The sequence below is a fragment of the Natrinema sp. LJW11 genome, from assembly GCF_056135975.1.
This window is the reverse complement of sequence record NZ_JBWBDM010000002.1, coordinates 1-15,689: the sequence shown is the minus strand read 5'-3', so window position 1 is coordinate 15,689 and position 15,689 is coordinate 1. Positions and strand designations below refer to the sequence as shown.

General features: G+C 60.1%; 19 protein-coding genes. 16 read left to right on the top strand and 3 right to left on the bottom strand.

Annotated elements, in window-relative coordinates:
- Nucleotides 1-6: 6 nt before the first annotated feature.
- The 15 genes from AC0QDI_RS04620 to AC0QDI_RS04550 all read left to right on the top strand — a co-directional run bounded on the left by AC0QDI_RS04620 (nt 7) and on the right by AC0QDI_RS04550 (nt 11,767).
- A complete protein-coding gene (locus tag AC0QDI_RS04620; protein WP_474665710.1) occupies nt 7-177 on the top strand; it encodes a hypothetical protein in 171 nt (56 codons plus the stop codon).
- The gene (locus AC0QDI_RS04615; RefSeq protein WP_474665708.1) at nt 170-517 is read left to right on the top strand and encodes a hypothetical protein; all 348 of its coding nucleotides are present in this window, start codon (nt 170-172) and stop codon (nt 515-517) included. The genes AC0QDI_RS04620 and AC0QDI_RS04615 overlap by 8 nt, the downstream gene beginning before the upstream one ends.
- Nucleotides 518-520: 3 nt before the next feature.
- On the top strand, nt 521-880 hold the full coding sequence (locus AC0QDI_RS04610; RefSeq protein WP_474665706.1) for a hypothetical protein: 360 nt from the start codon (nt 521-523) through the stop codon (nt 878-880).
- 6 nt (nt 881-886) lie between these two features.
- Nucleotides 887-1,198, top strand: coding sequence for a hypothetical protein (locus AC0QDI_RS04605; RefSeq protein ID WP_474665704.1), 312 nt, complete (start codon nt 887-889; stop codon nt 1,196-1,198).
- Nucleotides 1,188-1,328: a hypothetical protein gene (locus AC0QDI_RS04600; protein ID WP_226040846.1), complete on the top strand. Its 141-nt coding sequence runs from the start codon at nt 1,188-1,190 to the stop codon at nt 1,326-1,328. Before AC0QDI_RS04605 ends, AC0QDI_RS04600 begins: the two co-directional genes overlap by 11 nt.
- On the top strand, nt 1,325-1,702 hold the full coding sequence (locus AC0QDI_RS04595; protein ID WP_474665702.1) for a hypothetical protein: 378 nt from the start codon (nt 1,325-1,327) through the stop codon (nt 1,700-1,702). Before AC0QDI_RS04600 ends, AC0QDI_RS04595 begins: the two co-directional genes overlap by 4 nt.
- Nucleotides 1,702-2,085: an HK97-gp10 family putative phage morphogenesis protein gene (locus AC0QDI_RS04590; RefSeq protein ID WP_474665700.1), complete on the top strand. Its 384-nt coding sequence runs from the start codon at nt 1,702-1,704 to the stop codon at nt 2,083-2,085. The genes AC0QDI_RS04595 and AC0QDI_RS04590 overlap by 1 nt, the downstream gene beginning before the upstream one ends.
- Entirely contained in the window at nt 2,082-2,582 is a 501-nt protein-coding gene (locus AC0QDI_RS04585; RefSeq protein ID WP_474665698.1) for a hypothetical protein, read from the top strand. Before AC0QDI_RS04590 ends, AC0QDI_RS04585 begins: the two co-directional genes overlap by 4 nt.
- 19 nt (nt 2,583-2,601) lie before the next feature.
- Nucleotides 2,602-3,084: a hypothetical protein gene (locus AC0QDI_RS04580; RefSeq protein WP_474665696.1), complete on the top strand. Its 483-nt coding sequence runs from the start codon at nt 2,602-2,604 to the stop codon at nt 3,082-3,084.
- A gap of 150 nt (nt 3,085-3,234) precedes the next feature.
- Complete coding sequence (locus AC0QDI_RS04575) at nt 3,235-3,534, top strand: hypothetical protein (protein WP_474665694.1); 300 nt, start codon at nt 3,235-3,237, stop codon at nt 3,532-3,534.
- Nucleotides 3,535-3,536: 2 nt separating this feature from the next.
- Complete coding sequence (locus tag AC0QDI_RS04570) at nt 3,537-4,028, top strand: hypothetical protein (protein WP_474665692.1); 492 nt, start codon at nt 3,537-3,539, stop codon at nt 4,026-4,028.
- 178 nt (nt 4,029-4,206) lie between these two features.
- Entirely contained in the window at nt 4,207-6,570 is a 2,364-nt protein-coding gene (locus AC0QDI_RS04565; protein WP_474665690.1) for a phage tail tape measure protein, read from the top strand.
- Nucleotides 6,567-7,706: a hypothetical protein gene (locus AC0QDI_RS04560; RefSeq protein WP_474665688.1), complete on the top strand. Its 1,140-nt coding sequence runs from the start codon at nt 6,567-6,569 to the stop codon at nt 7,704-7,706. The genes AC0QDI_RS04565 and AC0QDI_RS04560 overlap by 4 nt, the downstream gene beginning before the upstream one ends.
- On the top strand, nt 7,707-9,011 hold the full coding sequence (locus AC0QDI_RS04555) for a glycine-rich protein (RefSeq protein ID WP_474665686.1): 1,305 nt from the start codon (nt 7,707-7,709) through the stop codon (nt 9,009-9,011).
- A complete protein-coding gene (locus tag AC0QDI_RS04550) occupies nt 9,011-11,767 on the top strand; it encodes a fibronectin type III domain-containing protein (protein WP_474665684.1) in 2,757 nt (918 codons plus the stop codon). The genes AC0QDI_RS04555 and AC0QDI_RS04550 overlap by 1 nt, the downstream gene beginning before the upstream one ends.
- 60 nt (nt 11,768-11,827) lie before the next feature.
- On the opposite strand, the gene AC0QDI_RS04545 is transcribed toward AC0QDI_RS04550, so the two are convergent.
- Nucleotides 11,828-12,178: a DUF8159 domain-containing protein gene (locus AC0QDI_RS04545; RefSeq protein ID WP_474665682.1), complete on the bottom strand. Its 351-nt coding sequence runs from the start codon at nt 12,176-12,178 to the stop codon at nt 11,828-11,830.
- Here AC0QDI_RS04545 and AC0QDI_RS04540 point away from each other — a divergent pair.
- Nucleotides 12,159-13,295: a hypothetical protein gene (locus AC0QDI_RS04540; protein WP_474665680.1), complete on the top strand. Its 1,137-nt coding sequence runs from the start codon at nt 12,159-12,161 to the stop codon at nt 13,293-13,295. The genes AC0QDI_RS04545 and AC0QDI_RS04540 overlap by 20 nt on opposite strands.
- Before the next feature lie 364 nt (nt 13,296-13,659).
- Here AC0QDI_RS04540 and AC0QDI_RS04535 read toward each other — a convergent pair whose 3' ends face one another.
- Together AC0QDI_RS04535 and AC0QDI_RS04530 are read right to left on the bottom strand one after the other, a co-directional pair.
- Nucleotides 13,660-14,295: a hypothetical protein gene (locus tag AC0QDI_RS04535; RefSeq protein ID WP_474665678.1), complete on the bottom strand. Its 636-nt coding sequence runs from the start codon at nt 14,293-14,295 to the stop codon at nt 13,660-13,662.
- Between the two features lie 138 nt (nt 14,296-14,433).
- Nucleotides 14,434-15,689 (bottom strand): BGTF surface domain-containing protein (locus AC0QDI_RS04530; protein ID WP_474665676.1); only part of this gene is annotated, 1,256 nt, incomplete at its 5' end.

Here is a 15,689-nt window from a genome sequence, read left to right as displayed (position 1 = left end):
GTCTCGATGGCAGACACTGAAGCGTTCGGCGATCTGGCAGAAGTAATCGACATCCTCGACGCAGAAGGATACGACGTTGTCCGAGACGTTCACGTCCGCGAGGAACGCGTCGGAAGCGAGGATCAACTAGTCGCGAACCTCCCGGTCGTCCTCGAGGAGAGTGATCATGATGAGTGAACAGACAGTTCGAGTCCGCGTCGCCGGCGCACAGTTCCGATTCGATCGCGAGCAGTACACTCGCGGTGATGAGCTCGAGGTTCCCGAGCGGATCGTCGGACGTCACCCGCGGACGCTCGAGATCGTCGCTGACGAGGACGACGGCAGTGACGAGGCCGAGGACGTCGACGAACTCGATCCGCACCCCGCGGACCTCACGGTTGGCGAGCTCGAGGATCGCATCGAGGACGTCGAGGATCCGGAACTGATCAAGGCGATCAAGAAGGCCGAAGAGGAGAGCAAGAATCGGGAGACTGCGAAAGACGCGATTGATGCCCGGCTGAACGAACTCGAGGGGTGACGGATGTCCACCGCTACGCCGACGGATGTCCGCCTCGAGATCGACACGAAGCTGGCCGACGAGAAGATCCAGAAGGTCATCGATCGGAAGGCACGCGACATCAATCGCGACGACGGCGTCGCTGGCCTCGGTGACCAGGTTCGGACTGACCTCGAGGCCGTGCTGGCAGCGCTCCACATCGCGACGAAGCTCGATCGGGCGACTACCAACGAGAAGGTCGGCAGTGCCCGGAAATCCTACGAGGAGTCGATGGTCGACGAACTCCGTGCGGATGCGCGTCGACTCGGTGCAACGGATGAACTGCTCGGAATCGGTGCCACAGACAAGACGGCATCGATCACTGTACCGGACACGAGGAGTTGATCCACGATGGCCGAGAAGCGCATCCGGCAGACTCTCGATCCGAACCGGAACCGAGAGTTCGTCGTCGACGGCGAATCCATCTCGTTCGATCGGGGCGTCCAAGTCCGACCGATCACCGAAAGCCGGGCCGACGTCCTCGCCGATCACCCTCACCTCGAGGTCGACGTCGACCTACCAGCGGACTACCGCGATCTCCAGAAGATGGCGGCACGGGCCGAGTCGGATACGGTCAACGGAAACAGTCCCAGAGACGAGATCGTTGATCACCTCGAGGGACTGCCTGCTGAGAAACTGGAGGGGCTAAGAGATGATCTCTGACAGGATCACTGTCTCGATCTTCGTGAAGACGTACACGTTCCCCCGTCTGAGAAAGATTGTCGCTGTCGCCACAGTCGAGGGCTCCACAGACCCGTTCGTCCTCTCCAAAACCGTAGGTGAGGGCAGATGAGGTGGCTGTCTGGCTTCGAGACCCATCAGGCGACGATCACCGGCGACCGTCAGACTGGAACGGAAGACGACGGCTACGGCGGTACGAAACCCGTCACGGAGACCATCACCGTCTTCGAAGGCTGGATCCGGTACGAGTCGAACGGCGCAGGTCTCGCGAGGGACTTCCAGGGCGAGCGCTCCGAAGATGAACCGGTCGTCTTCATCGACGGTGTTGACGCGGTCAACGACTTGGGGTCCATCAACATCCGCGAGGATGATACACTCGAGATCGACGGCCTCGAGGGAACGTTCGAGCCCCGTAACATCGAACCACAGTTTCTGGATGGATCCGAGCCGGCGATCGTCCTACTGAACCCGGTGGAGGTGTCCTGATGGAGTTGGACTTCGACTTCAAGTCAGGCTTCGCGCCGGAGGACTTGGATGATAGTCTCGGCACACTCCTGGAAGAAGGGAACGATGAGCTCGAGGCGGCTGTTCAGAAAGTCGCTCTCGAGACAGAGGCCGATGCTCGCCGGCGTGTAGCCGTCGACACGGGCAACCTCCGGGCTTCGATCGAGCACGAGGTCGAGTCGAAGCGTGACTCGGTCAAGGCGACTGTCGGAACGAATACCGAGTACGCTCCCTTCGTCGAGTTCGGAACAGTCCACCAGGAAGCGCAACCGTTCCTCCGGCCGGCGGTTGATACGACCCTGCGTCGGTACGAGCCCAAAGTGATCGAAGCGGTCTACAAGGCCGTACGGAGTGCGAAACGATGACCGATCAGGACCTCCGGAAGACGCTCGAGGACGTCCTGACCGACCTACGATCGTACGATCCACTGGTCACGAAATTGGAGGGCCTGAACCCGACAGCGCACGGCCAGAACGCGATCCAGTTGTCCAACGAAACCAGCGACCCGTTCGAGAATCCCGTCGGGGCAGAGGACGACTTCAACGTGGTCGTCGTTCCGGGCGTGATGACGGAGACAGGGTCGTTCCAGCACAAGACGAAGCAGTCGACGTTCCGTATCCAGGTCGACGTCGGCGGCCGCCTCGCATGGCGGAAAGACGTCGATGCAGAGGCTGGGTCGTTCGCCCAACTCGAGCTCGCAGAAGTGCTCGGTCTGGTCGGCGATCGGATGGACACGGCAGCCCCGGTCGATGGCGGGTCTCCTGGCGGATCGGAGGGCTCGCCAGTGCCGCGAGAAGATGACGATGGGTCGTTGACGATCAGCGAAGACTGGTTGCTGAGCGTCGCACAGACAGACAACTAATCAGACGGAGACCATTCAAATGGCAACGAACACACTTACCGGCGCGTTCGTCGAGATCGTCAAAGTTACCGATCCCGATGGAACCGCCACGAAGACGACGCTGAGTTTCACGACTGACGATGTCGAGATGACGGTCGACGAGGATTCGGCCACGGCAGACGGCCATGCCGATCGCCGCCGAATCCGCTCGAGGACGTACAACGAGGCTGCGGTTTCGCTGTCCTCGTTCATCGAACCCTCGATGGAGACGCTCGAGGAGATCGGCCTCATCGATCCAGACAACGACGGCAAACTGCAGTTCGACGCGGAGAGTCGGACGTGGGATGCCTGCTTCCTCCGCGTCTACGAGGACGAGGAGGACACCGATCCCGCACTCGTCCACCGGTACGACGAGGTCGAATGGCACATGCCCGATGGGGTCACGTACCCCTCGGACTTCGCCACTGCAGGGATCGAGGGCTGGATCCACGGGGACATCTTCATGGACTACACCGAGGCGTAGATAGATGCCTGACGCGACGATCGATAGGGAGCGGACTGGCCGGGTCAAAGCTACGGTCACGAACGGCGCTCCCTCGACAACGATCAGCCGTGAGGCAGCAGGCCGCGTGACCGCGACGCTGGACATCCACAGACCAGGTGAAAGCGCATGATGACCGCATACGAAGGCGAGGACGTACCGCTCACGATCAGCTACGAAGACTCGGGCGGCAACGCTACCGATCCCGATGATCAGGACAGTTCGGGCGATCCGGACGCTGATGTCACGATCGTCGATACCGCCGATGAGACAGAGGTCGTCTCGGCGACGTCGATGACCAACCAAGCGACCGGCGAGTTCGAGTACGTCTGGGACACTACTGGAGCTGGAACCGGGACGTATCGGGTCGAGGTTACAGCTGAGTTCTCGTCCGAGACGAAGATCGCCAAAACGGAGATCCAACTCGAGTAATCATGACGACCGCAACAGTCACGAACCCCGACGAACGCGAAGAGCTGCTCGAGCAGGCCCGCGACGAAGTCCAAGAGGAGAAACAGCAGAAGGTCGAGGTCTACGGCCAGGCGCAAGAGCTGTTCGACGCCCGTTCCCGGGACACCTTCACGATCGAGCGCCACGGCGTGGAGATCGAGTTCCTCTACCCGGACCCAGAGACTCAGAAGGAATTCGAGGACCGACAACAGCGCGTCCTCGAAGGCGCACAGTCGGGCGCTGATCTGTTCGAGTTGCTCCAGGAGGCTCAGGTCGGACTCGATCAGATGGAGGCGACACTGTCCGACCATGCCGTTGATCCGTCGTTCCAAGACGCTGCTGTCTGGCGTGATGGGCTCGGATTCACTGACGACGAAGTGGGTGAGCTCTATCAGGATTTTATGGCGCTTGGCGAGGGAGAGGCTCAATCTCAGCAGCTCGAGATGTTGCAGAGTCTCATGTCGGACGATTCCTAGATTGGCTCAATCGGGAACAACACATCCGTCCGGGCGAGTTCTTCGAAGATCTCGATGAACCTCAGAAGGCGTTCTGGATCCATCGATATAAAGAACACCAAGAGAACCAGCAGCAACTCGGCGACAAACTCCAATTTTGAGCCATTCTTTCGATAAACGTAAAATGAGTGATTAGCACATGCCCACGATTTCAACACTGACAGCCGTGCTGAACCTCGATCAATCGGGGTTCCGTTCGGGAGTGGAGGATGCACAGAACGATTTGGATGGCCTCCAGGGCCAGGCTCAGAAGACGGGGAAGAAGCTGACATCCGCTGGGAAGACGATGACGGCGGGGATCACGGCCCCACTGATGGCGATGGGGGCGCTCTCTGCCCGTACAGCAGCGAGCTTCGACCAGAACATGCAGAAGTCCATCGCGGTGATGGGCGACGTCTCCGGCTCGATGCGCGAAGACCTCGAGCAAACGGCTCGGGAGGTCGCGAATACAACCACCCACAGTGCAGACCAGGCCGCTCAATCGTACTACTTCCTCGCATCAGCGGGCCTCGACGCGCAGGAGTCGATGGCAGCGATGCCACAAGTGGCTGCATTCGCCGAAGCTGGGCAGATGGATATGGCTCAGGCGACGGATACGGCTACGAACGTCATGTCCGCGTTTGGGTATGAAGCCGACGAAATGACCGAGGTGACGGACACTCTCACAGCCACGGTCAGCAACCATAACCAGACGATGCAGGATATGAGCTCGGCGATGAGTAAAGTCGCGCCTGTTGCCTCCTCACTCGGCTTCTCGATCGAAGAGACGTCTGCCGCGATCGGGCAGATGGGGGACGTTGGTATCCAGGGCGAACGTGCCGGGACCGCCCTCCGGAACGTTATGTCCCAGATCTCTGACGAGGGTTCCACAGTCACCAAGAAACTCGAGGGAATGGGGGTTGCAACACGCGACTCGCAGGGTAACATCTTGTCCCTCACGCAAGTCCTCGCGAACATGGAGGAAGCCGGTGTTGAGGCCGGGGACGCTGCCTCGGTCTTCGGGACCGAAGCCGGACCTGCGATGGCAGCACTCATGCAAGAGGGCAGCTCCGCACTTCAGGAAAATACCGAGCGCCTTCGAGAGGCAGAGGGGGCGACGGAAGACATGGCGACAACACAGCGCGAGACCCTGAACGCTGAAATGTCCATTGCCAAATCAAATCTCAAGGACGTCGGAATCACCATCGGGGCGCAGCTACTCCCGATGCTCTCATCCTTGACCGGATACGTCAAAGGTGCATCTGAGTCATTCCAGGGGCTGAGCGACGGCCAGCAAAAAGTGATCATCGTCGCTGCTGGGCTACTTGCAGCACTTGGTCCTGTCCTCATGATCACAGGGATGCTTGCACAGTCGATTGTTGCTCTGTCTGGCGCTTACGGAGTTCTCACAGGAACGTCCTGGGGCTTATCTGCGGCCCTGTCTGGCGGAGTCGTCCCGTCAGCTATAGCCGCGAACGTAGCCCTCGGCCCGATTACGGTCCCGATATGGGCCATCATTCTCGCCATCGGTGCGTTGGTGGCTGCTGTTGCCGGGTTGTATTATGCATTCACCAACAACATCTTTGGAATTAGAGATAAGACCACAGAAGCGCTCTCCGCTGTCAAAGAATGGTTCGACGCTGCACCCAACTGGCTTATCGCACTTCTCGGGCCTCTTGCATGGCTCTATAAGGGCTGGTCGGAGAACCTCTTCGGGATCCAAGATATCACCGGCCAGGTCTTCGACTGGATCGGTGACAAGGTCGACTGGTTGATGAAGTATATCGAGAAGATCCCGGGCATCGGCGGCGATGGAGAGAGCGGTCCAGAGATCGAAAGTCCGGATGATCCAGATCCACCAGACCCTGAAGAATTCAAAAAGGACGGAAGTGGATGGGAAAACCAAGGTCAACAGGCTGGGGAAGACTTCAGTTCAGGATTCAACGGTTCCGCAGAAGTTGAGCCCGTTAAGGCGGAGGTGACTGACGAGATTGAAAACGCGCTTCTTAGCGGGGTTGATGGGTTTACAGACGACCCTGAGAAGATCGCTGAGGATCGGGAAGCAGGGCACGACATAGAGATGACGGATAATCTCTATGACACCGTTCTCGAACAGGAGGGTTCTGTCGATCCAGACACGCTCGGTGTTTCTGAAGAGGAGTTCAACCGGATCGTCAACCGATCCGAGCAATCCCGGGGTGGTAGCAGCGGGAGTAGTCAGTTCTCACCTGGCAGCTCCGCCCTGGAAATGGAATCAGTCGAATCTGGTCAAGCGGGGGTCTCCGGCTCGGAGGTTGAGAAAATGCTTGCTGAGTCCAAGTATAGTAGCGAGAGTGAGAGCGAAAGCGAGAGCAAACTCGTAACCAAGTTTGACACTCTCCTCGAGAAACACGACCAACTCCGGAAAACTATCGAAACGCTTCGTCTCCAGGTTGAGTTAGGCATCAACAGTCGTGAGCTTAATAATCTCATCGACGAGCGTGCTGAAGCCGTCGTCGATGACACGCTTGATACAGGCCCATGAAACTACACATACTCGAGTTCGACGACGACCAAATCGGCGCGATTGATGTTGGAGCCAGCCCCGACGTGGCTGAACAGACTTCCCTCGACGATCGCGGCTCGGCAACCATGCTCTCTGGTCCGACACCAACGATCGAATTTACGATCAACTGCTCCGGTCCCAAGGGGCGGGTCCGGGCTTCTGAAGCCGAGAATCACCTCTCTCAACCAGCGTTTAGCCCCGTCGCAGTTAGTATCCCAGCCCAGCCCGACCTTGAGGGATACTACGCCGCCAGTTCCGTCGACCGTGAAGTTCGCCTCTCGCAGGACGATGGTGATGACAATCATATCGTACCACTCACGCTGTCACGCGTCGGTACAGATGGGTCTCACTACCGAATCCTCAAGACGACGCCAGGCCAACTGGACCGCGACGCGTGGGGGACCGACCTCACGGCACACGTCGGCGTCCCAGCGGCCGCCAGCAAGGTTCAGTGGTACAACGCCGATGGAGACGGCACTCGAGTTCTGGCATCGCCCATCGAGACCCGCAGCGCCGAGCTCGGCGACATCGACATCTATGACCTCACCGATGCCCCCTGGTATGCACCGCCACCATTCGACGAGGGTCCACCTGCGCTGCTCTACGAGTTCGACTATGAAGTCGACGGAGATGTAGACGTCCAGCTTTTCGATACCCAGAGGTCGGAGGCTATGGAGGACTGGTCTCGAATTTTCTCACCTAAGAGCGGTATCGGTCACGAGCTCGTCATCGACACTGGCCTCATCCGCCTCCATCTCGACGAGGCCGCCGGCTCGATCGAGGCAGAGACATGGGACTCCGGGACCGACGCCTGGACGACGGTCGGTCTCGAGGCAGATCAGCCGTCGACGGTCACGCTGTTCGACGTCGACCTCGAGGCGGTCGCGATGGCTCGGGTTCTGGCCCAGCTGACCTTCGACGTTGCCGGCGAGTTGTTCGCGCTGAACGCGATCCTCGCTCGAGGAGGCGAGGACGTCCTGTTCGCGCTGCCCGAAAACGAGACGGGGCCGGTCCCGACGGATCTCGAGAACTGGCTCAGTCCGATCGCGTCGACGTCGATCGTCGATCCGCAGGCTGAGAAGGCGCTCGTCTCGAGGAAGGAGGTGCGACGATAAATGGCGACTAAGACGTTCAATTACACCGGAGCCGTCCAACAGTGGGATGTTCCCAACGTCGAACAGGTCCGCGCAGTTATCCGCGGGGGCGGCGGCGATCCCCCGGAGAGTAGTGCCGGTGAAGCTGGTTCCCCGGGCAACGGGGCGGAGATCGAGGTTGATATTCCGGTTTCACCCGGTCAAACGCTGTACATCCATGTCGGCGGGGGGGCCAACGGCCGATCCGGTGGCTGGCCCGGCGGGGGCAACGGGGGGGACAGCACTTACAACGCTGGTGGCGGTGGCGGACAAACCGAAATTCGAACCGGAACCAGTCTTTCGGACCGTGTCGCGGTTGCAGCAGGTGGCGGTGGTGCTGCTGGTGCATACAGCGGTGAGTCTGGTGGTGACGGGGGTGATGGAACAGCAACTGCTGGCGAGAATGCAACCGATGGAACTGGCGCGGGTGGGGGCGGATACGGTGCAACCCAGTCTTCGCCCGGATCAGGCGGTTCCGGGAGGTTTGGCGGGGACGGTGAAAGCGGAAGTGGTCCGAACGGCGGCGCTGGATCCAGCGACTCCGGTGCAACCGGCGCTGGTGGGGGTGGCGGTTACTACGGCGGCGGTGGTGGCGGTGCAGATGGGTCCACTGGTGGTGGTGGCGGTGGGGGAGCAGGATCGTCGTGGATCGTTCAAGACGCCACGCTGGTATCTGACACGACTGGGGCGATCGCTGGTGATGGAGATGTCGTCATCACGTACACTGAACCCCCAGCGGTTCCGACGAACCTTTCAGCTTCTGCTGTTGCCGTTCGTGAGATCAACCTCAACTGGGATTCGGTTTCAGACGCTGATGGATACCGAGTCTACCGGGATACATCGTCCCCTGTCGAGGTTAACGAAGGGAATCGAATTACCGATCTCAGCACGACGACGCTCACTGATACAGAAGTTCTCGACGGGGAAGCGTATTACTACGCCGTCACGTCATATAAAACCGGTAATGCAGGTACAGCGGAATCTGGCCCGTCGAACGAAGCGTCCGATATAACCCCGATCCCCCCAGCGACGAACCTTACTGTCGGCTCGGTTGATGGACGAGTCGCTACTCTCTCGTGGACTGATCCATCGAACAACGCCGATGGCTACCGGATCCTGGTTCGCGAAGACGACGCGGGGGGGTATAGCCAAACTGGTTCCGATATCGCTCCTGTTGCTGAGGGGGAGACGGCCACAGCCCAGACCGGTGAACTCCTCGATGGGATGCTTTATGGGGCGACGATCGAGACGTTCACTGACCACACCTTCGCAAGAGAGGATCAATAATGCCAGTAACATTCACCACCAACCTACCGGATGTCTCCTCATTCGCACTTGATGCGAGCAACGCCGAATCGCTGATCGCGAACTGGAGCGCTGGCCTCAATAACGGCGAATTCCGGGTTGAACTCCGCGACGACGATCCAGACGGAGATCATCCGCCCTACGAACTCGAGACAACGGTTCCGTGGGACGGGACGTATCAGCACACGATCGATAATATCCTCGGTGGCGAGCAATACTCGGTCCGGATCCGAACGCAGACGGCCTACGTCAACGGAACATGGATCGCGGCAGAGGAGATTACGAAACTCATTGCGTCGGGTCCGATCACCTTCGCGAACATCGCCGAGACCTCGCTGGACGTCCAGTGGACGATCAATAACGACTTCCGTGGCTCTCATCAGATCTATCGTCGACGTGCTGACTACGAGTACGACGGCGCGGGCTGGGATCTTGTTGGGAATGCTGCTTCAGACGCAGCATCGTACACTGATAGTGGAGTCGCCCCGGTCCGACCATACGAATACTACGTGCGAACCCTCACGCAGTGGCAGTACGCCGATAGCGCAGTCAGCAGTAGCGTCGAGACCGCTGACGCCGGCCTCGCCCAGTCGCCGACGGGATCGAGTGGCTGGCACGTCGAGATTGATCACCCGAGCGGTACCACGATCACGCCGCAGGTCCTCGACGGTGCCCGCCTCGAGCCCCGAGTCAACGACCTCCCGCGGGTTCGGATCCCGGTCCCACCGGACGAGGCCTACACACTCGAAGCCTACGAGGGCGCGTCGATGCGCGTCTGGAAGGACGGCGACCGGCAGCCGATCGACGAGCTCGAAGACGTCGTCCTCGATTCCGGCCAGACGGAACTGGCCGGAATCGGCGGCACGCAACTCCAGCGGCGCGTCGAACGCGATGTTGTCCAGGAGGCGGCGCACACGCTTGCCGACGGGCTCATCACGACCGAGACGGACTACGCGGCGGTCGTCGACACGCCGGTTGTCGAGGAGGTCACAGATCAGCTGCTCCACGAGGCGAGCGCGGATGCCGAACTCTCGAACGCGTTTTCCCCAACCAGTTCGGATCCGTTCATTGTGTCTAACGGCGGCATCGAGGTGACGCAGACGCTCTTCCCCCACGATGCTGCGGCCGCCGACCCAGCTATCGACACAAGCACCGGTATCGAAAGCGACGCCGAGCTCTCAGACGGGGATGGGCGGTTGTTCGACGGCGGCTCTGACTACGCGGAATACCCATCGTTCACTCTGAAACATGACATCCTCAAGGACGACGTCGGGATCGCGATCCGGTGGAAGGGTGGATCGGATCCGTCGGACGTCCGCGTTAGTATCCACGACAATAGCGATGGAACGGAGATCGGCGCGGTCGACTTCAACACCGGCGGCCAGGCCTTCGGCCCGGTATGGGACTTCGAGGACACGAACTTCGGCACTGCATGGAGCGGTGGCGATCTTGTCGCCGGCGACTATTACATCCGCGTCGAGGGGCTGCAGAATAGCACCGACGGGTCGCTCGTCGATCTCGTCTGTCTGTTCGACCGCCGCTACCACAATGAGAGCTGGGACAACTCGCTTCACCAATCCGGCGGGCATCTTGACGGGTCGCCGGGTGGGTTCTGGCTCCATCCTGCGGGCGCGTCGATCGAGACCAGTGACTTCTCGACGATTTACTCGGTCAAGACGGGCTACGGCAACACAACGTGGAACGATACGACGGGCAACCAAGCGATGGCGATCTCGAACGACAGCGGCCGTTCGTGGAGTGAGACAGCGAACACACACTCACTCTCGGCGTCGTTCACCGAGCTCGGCGCGAACCTCCGCCTGCGGATATCCGTCGGTGCGTACGAACCCAACGGAACTCGAGACGGAGAGTCTCCCCGGAACGGCTACGCGCCCCAGCGCCTCGAGGACTTCGAGCTACGGTTCGACGGCGACGACACGCCGCTGGTTATCAACAACAGCTGGGACGGCAACCTGCTAGACGTCCTGACCGACGTCGCCGACCGCTCCGACTCGCTGTTCGAGGTTCGTCAAGACGGCGGCCAGACGGTCATCCACTGGGCCCAGGCCGGCCAGCGCACGAGCGACCGCGACCTCTCGCTGTCCTCTTACAGTGTCACGAAGCGCGGCGACCGAACACTCCGGTGTACGGTCAAGGGAGGTGCGCGGGGTACGCGCGACACCATCGATGCCACTCTCGGCAGTGCCGTTGCCCTTGAGGAGGACAGTCTTGTCCCCGGTACGGAGGCGGTTCGGGACGCCGACACCGGCGATAGTTATGAGTACCTCCGCGACTACAAGATCTCGAACACAATCGGCGAGATCACGGCGATGTCGTCCGGCGCAATCTCGGCAGGGCAGTCGCTTGAGGTCGAGTATGACTTCAAGGTCAGCGGCTCGTACGAGGACGATGCCTACAGTGGTGATCGCCGTTACGACCGAACGGAGACCATCAACGGGATCACGACCCAACGCGGCTGCGAACTCGCAGCGAAGCTGATCGTCGATACGACGTCGACGCCGCGCTGGGAGGCCGATGTCGAGATCCCGTCCGGTGACCGCGTCGGCGGGCTCCTCGAGGCACTGGATATCGACGAGATTCCTGGAGAGGCCATGTCGATTTACGAGGCCAACCCGTCGGCAGAGACAATATCACTCTCTCTCGGCTCTCGATCGACGAGGAAGGAGTCGGTTAAACGGATCGAGGATAAGGTGTCGGCTGCGAATCAGCGTGCATGACGGCGCCGTCGAGGTCAACGACCGGACGAAGCGCAACAACGAGCAGATGTGACTTCACGATCACCCCATCGTCTCGTTGATTCGGTCAAGGTATTCCGACTCGGAGAGCTCGTCGTCCATGAACTGCTGGCCCCAGTCGGCTTCGATCTGGAAGTACAGGGTGTCCTTTGCACCGTCTGATCCGTAGCCCGTCAGCGGTAGACCGAAGCCGTTGTCAACGTTTCCAGCGTACGCGCCAGCGACGATCTGCAGTGCGCGTTCCGCACTTCCGGTGTGTGTGAAATGCAGGTGGAACGTTCCGTCATTGATCTCCCAGTTGTCGACGCTGGTAGCGGACTCCTCGTCGACCGCGTCAGCTGTCTTCTCAGCGTAGACCTTATCCCGGTTCTCGGTGGTCGCCGGCGAGCTCACGGCCGACTTCGACGACACTACCGATGGCCAGCAGGTCGGCATCCGGAACGCCTCTGGGGGATCCTTCCAGACAGCGTCCAACAACGAGATGGTCAGTCACGAGTGGGCAGACCTCGGGGCGATGATCCAAGCCCAGCTCACGCTCGGCCGCTACGGCACACGGGACGCCTTCCCGCGGACCGCCTTCAAGGGGCAGACGGTCAGCAGCTACACACTGAGCGCGACGCTCGACGACACACCGCTGGTGATCGACCAGATCTACAACGACGACCTGGGCGCTGTCCTTGCGACCATCGCCGAGGATACAAACTCGATCATGGAGGTCTCGTGGGACGACGCCGCGGGATCGATGGCGATCGAGTGGACCCGTCCCGGTCAGCGGACGTCCGACCAGGACCTCGAGATCGTCGATTACTCTGTTCGCAAGGTCGCGCCGAACATCCAGCGAGCGATCGTCAAAGGCGGTGCACAGCCCGTCCGCGAAGAGGAGTTCACCGCCGACGTCGGCACAGCCGTCGACCTGGGCGCTCCGATCGACGCCGACGCGGCTACCCTCGTCCCCGGGAGTGACCGCGTCGTCGACGTCAACGGCAACGTCTACTCTCGAAGCAGTGACTACGAGCTCGACCGGAACAACCTGACCATCACAGTGCTTGCCGACGGGACGATTCCGGACGGCACCGACTGCCTGATCGACTACGAGTACAAGGTCATCGGATCGTTCTCGACCGGGCACTTCGATGGTGACCCGCGCGAGGAGCACGTCGAGACTATCCCGCAGTTGACGACCGAGCGCGGATGCGCGCAGGCTGCGAAAGTGATCGTCGACAAGGGGTCGGAAGCCCGGCGGAGGCCGATGTCTCCCTGCCGCCGTCGATCCCGGTGGACCTCTCGCTCGTCGAGGAACTCCGCCTCGAGGACGTCCCCGCCGACACGATGGCGATCTACGAGCTCCAGGATTCGCCGCAGGGGCTCCAGTTGCGCCTCGGCGATCGGGCCCGGGTGGATGAGACGGTCCGCCAGATCAAGAGCCAGTTGTCCTCGAACAGTGAGCGGGTGTAATTTCAAAGGAACCAGTGGAGCGATTCTAACGCACTTAGAATCGAGGCGGGATTGATATAGGACGGGATGAACACATTCACTGTCGCGTTCCCCTGCGCGACACGATCCAATCAGCACCCAACCCATTGGACCTTGTCCTTATTCCGCCCGGCGGCCATCCCTCTGTGCCCATCCGGGCGGCCTTTTGAGGTATTCTCGAGGCGATCAGACGTCGAGCGATAGCTATCCAATCTCGAGTGCGCGATGGCCTCGGTGACCCCGCGACGAGATGGACAGGAGGTTTGACGCTGGATGCCGCAGTTGGCCTCGAGTCAGTCCATCAGCAAGACCGTCCAAGACATTCGCAAACAAGTGTCTCTTCTGATCCTCAGTTCGCCAGCAGCTCAATAACATTTAGAGATATAGTTGCAGAGATAGCGTCAGCTGCCACGTTTTTCAATCGCCATCTCTCCCTCGTGGGTGATGGGATCGCATGCAAACCCGTCGGCTACACGGTAGTACTCGAGAACGTAGCGAACATCCCCTTCTACAGTATCATACCCCTCGAGGTCGGCTGCCATGATCACTTTGCCAAAGCCGTCGTAGAGCTTTCGAAGCGATGTCCCATCAATACGTACAGACGGCGTTTCGCCGACTGAGTACCGACGCATCGGATAGGCGTCGAAATGATCGCGGCTGATCACCCACGTCACGTTTTCGTCTGGTCGTACTTCCCGAACGACTGAGTCGTATTTCTCCAGTTCACGCTTTCCGAGTGTGTGCAGGATCCAGTCATACACTTCGCGTTCGACGCCGCGCTGGACGACGTTTTTCTTTGAGAAATCGATTCCCTCGAGTTGCGAACGGTTCGTTTCGACGAATACGCCCGCTGCTTGGCGCTCATCGCCCTCGAGGTAATAGACGGTCGTAAACCGTCCTGCACCGCCACTATTTGTCAGATCTGTTGACTGCGTGACTTTGATTTGGCGGAGATCGGCTCGTTCGTCGTAGGATAACCCTCCAACGTTGATTTTCGTTTGGGGGCGCTCAGCAAGCTGGTCGTAGAGTGAGGTCACGATAGAACGGCCTTGGGGTTTCGCGACTGTATCTGTTCCGTCTCGCCTGTCAGCCTCGAGTGCTGTCGCTGGTAGGTATAGCGTCCGATAAAAGAAACCGCGGAAATTAGGGCCGGCGGAAGCCGGTAGTTCTACAGCTTAGTTCTGACGTCGGAGGGCCAGCATGGCCGCACCGAGGAGTGCGACGAGAGCGACGCCGACACCGAAGCCGGGCGTGCCATCGTCACTGTCGTCTCCATCGGAGCCGTCGTCACCGTCGGATCCGTCACTACCGTCGGAACCGTCGGAGCCGTCGGATCCGTCACTACCGTCGGAACCGTCGGAGCCGTCGGATCCGTCACTACCGTCGGAACCGTCGGAGCCGTCGGATCCGTCACTACCGTCGGAACCGTCGGAGCCGTCGGATCCGTCACTACCGTCGGAACCGTCGGAGCCGTCGGACTCGTTGACGGTCAGCGTACCAGAGTCACTGGCGTCGCCAGCGGAGGTACTCCAGCTGATGTCGCCTGCGGAGCTGGTGTCGAAGTCTTCGCTGACTTCGTGCGTGCCACCGGCTTCAACAGTGATCTCTTCCTGAACAACGGTATCGTCGCCCATCGTGACAGTGAAGTTGACAGTACCCTCGGCGTCGCCGTCGTTCGTGACGGTCACGGTGAGCGTGGCGTCTTCGCCAACCTGAACCTCAGAGGATGAGAGTTCACCCTCGACGGAGATGTCAGGCTGTGGTTCGGCTTCAGCAGGGACGATGATACCGCTGGGTGCGTCCTCGGCGAGAGTCGTTCGAACACGAACTGTTTTGAGTTCATCGCCTTCAGAACGGTCGCTGAAGTCGAACGATTCGGAGATCATGCCGTCGTCTCCAACGGTGCCCTCTGCTTCGTAGACTTCCGTCTGGAAGCGGATGTAATAGCTGCCGGTCGTGCCGGGCGCGACGTTCGTTTCTGCAGTGATCTCGGATTCTGCGCTGTTCGAGATCTCCAGTCGGTCGTCATCGTTGTAGTTGCCGACCAGTTCGAGTTCAGGGGTTTCAACGTCGAAGTCAGTGTCGACCGTCTCTGGGTCTTCGTCGTTGTCGATGAACTCGTTACCGCTATCGATCTTGAATTCGGCGTTCCACGCTTCGCCACCGTCAAACTGACTGACGTCTGAGGTGTCGAAGATCACGTAGAACGATCCAGAATCAGCGTCCTCGTAGATGGTGTAGTTACTGGGACCAACATCGGAGAGGTTGAATGATTCCGGATTGTCGAACGGACCGGTGTTCTGTCGCGTGTAGTTGAGCGAGAGACCCTGGCCGGTGTTCAGTTCACCGCCGGACTGCAGGTAGCCGTAAACACCAGTTGCGTCGACCTGCGTGATCAGGTAGTCGCCGTTTGCGACGTAGTCACGCTGGG

What these genes read in the sequence shown, in the direction of transcription:
- AC0QDI_RS04620 (WP_474665710.1), top strand. Translation starts at nt 7, where the DNA reads ATGGCAGACACTGAAGCGTTCGGCGATCTGGCAGAAGTAATCGACATC.
- AC0QDI_RS04615 (WP_474665708.1), top strand. Translation starts at nt 170, where the DNA reads ATGAGTGAACAGACAGTTCGAGTCCGCGTCGCCGGCGCACAGTTCCGA.
- AC0QDI_RS04610 (WP_474665706.1), top strand. Translation starts at nt 521, where the DNA reads ATGTCCACCGCTACGCCGACGGATGTCCGCCTCGAGATCGACACGAAG.
- AC0QDI_RS04605 (WP_474665704.1), top strand. Translation starts at nt 887, where the DNA reads ATGGCCGAGAAGCGCATCCGGCAGACTCTCGATCCGAACCGGAACCGA.
- AC0QDI_RS04600 (WP_226040846.1), top strand. Translation starts at nt 1,188, where the DNA reads ATGATCTCTGACAGGATCACTGTCTCGATCTTCGTGAAGACGTACACG.
- AC0QDI_RS04595 (WP_474665702.1), top strand. Translation starts at nt 1,325, where the DNA reads ATGAGGTGGCTGTCTGGCTTCGAGACCCATCAGGCGACGATCACCGGC.
- AC0QDI_RS04590 (WP_474665700.1), top strand. Translation starts at nt 1,702, where the DNA reads ATGGAGTTGGACTTCGACTTCAAGTCAGGCTTCGCGCCGGAGGACTTG.
- AC0QDI_RS04585 (WP_474665698.1), top strand. Translation starts at nt 2,082, where the DNA reads ATGACCGATCAGGACCTCCGGAAGACGCTCGAGGACGTCCTGACCGAC.
- AC0QDI_RS04580 (WP_474665696.1), top strand. Translation starts at nt 2,602, where the DNA reads ATGGCAACGAACACACTTACCGGCGCGTTCGTCGAGATCGTCAAAGTT.
- AC0QDI_RS04575 (WP_474665694.1), top strand. Translation starts at nt 3,235, where the DNA reads ATGACCGCATACGAAGGCGAGGACGTACCGCTCACGATCAGCTACGAA.
- AC0QDI_RS04570 (WP_474665692.1), top strand. Translation starts at nt 3,537, where the DNA reads ATGACGACCGCAACAGTCACGAACCCCGACGAACGCGAAGAGCTGCTC.
- AC0QDI_RS04565 (WP_474665690.1), top strand. Translation starts at nt 4,207, where the DNA reads ATGCCCACGATTTCAACACTGACAGCCGTGCTGAACCTCGATCAATCG.
- AC0QDI_RS04560 (WP_474665688.1), top strand. Translation starts at nt 6,567, where the DNA reads ATGAAACTACACATACTCGAGTTCGACGACGACCAAATCGGCGCGATT.
- AC0QDI_RS04555 (WP_474665686.1), top strand. Translation starts at nt 7,707, where the DNA reads ATGGCGACTAAGACGTTCAATTACACCGGAGCCGTCCAACAGTGGGAT.
- AC0QDI_RS04550 (WP_474665684.1), top strand. Translation starts at nt 9,011, where the DNA reads ATGCCAGTAACATTCACCACCAACCTACCGGATGTCTCCTCATTCGCA.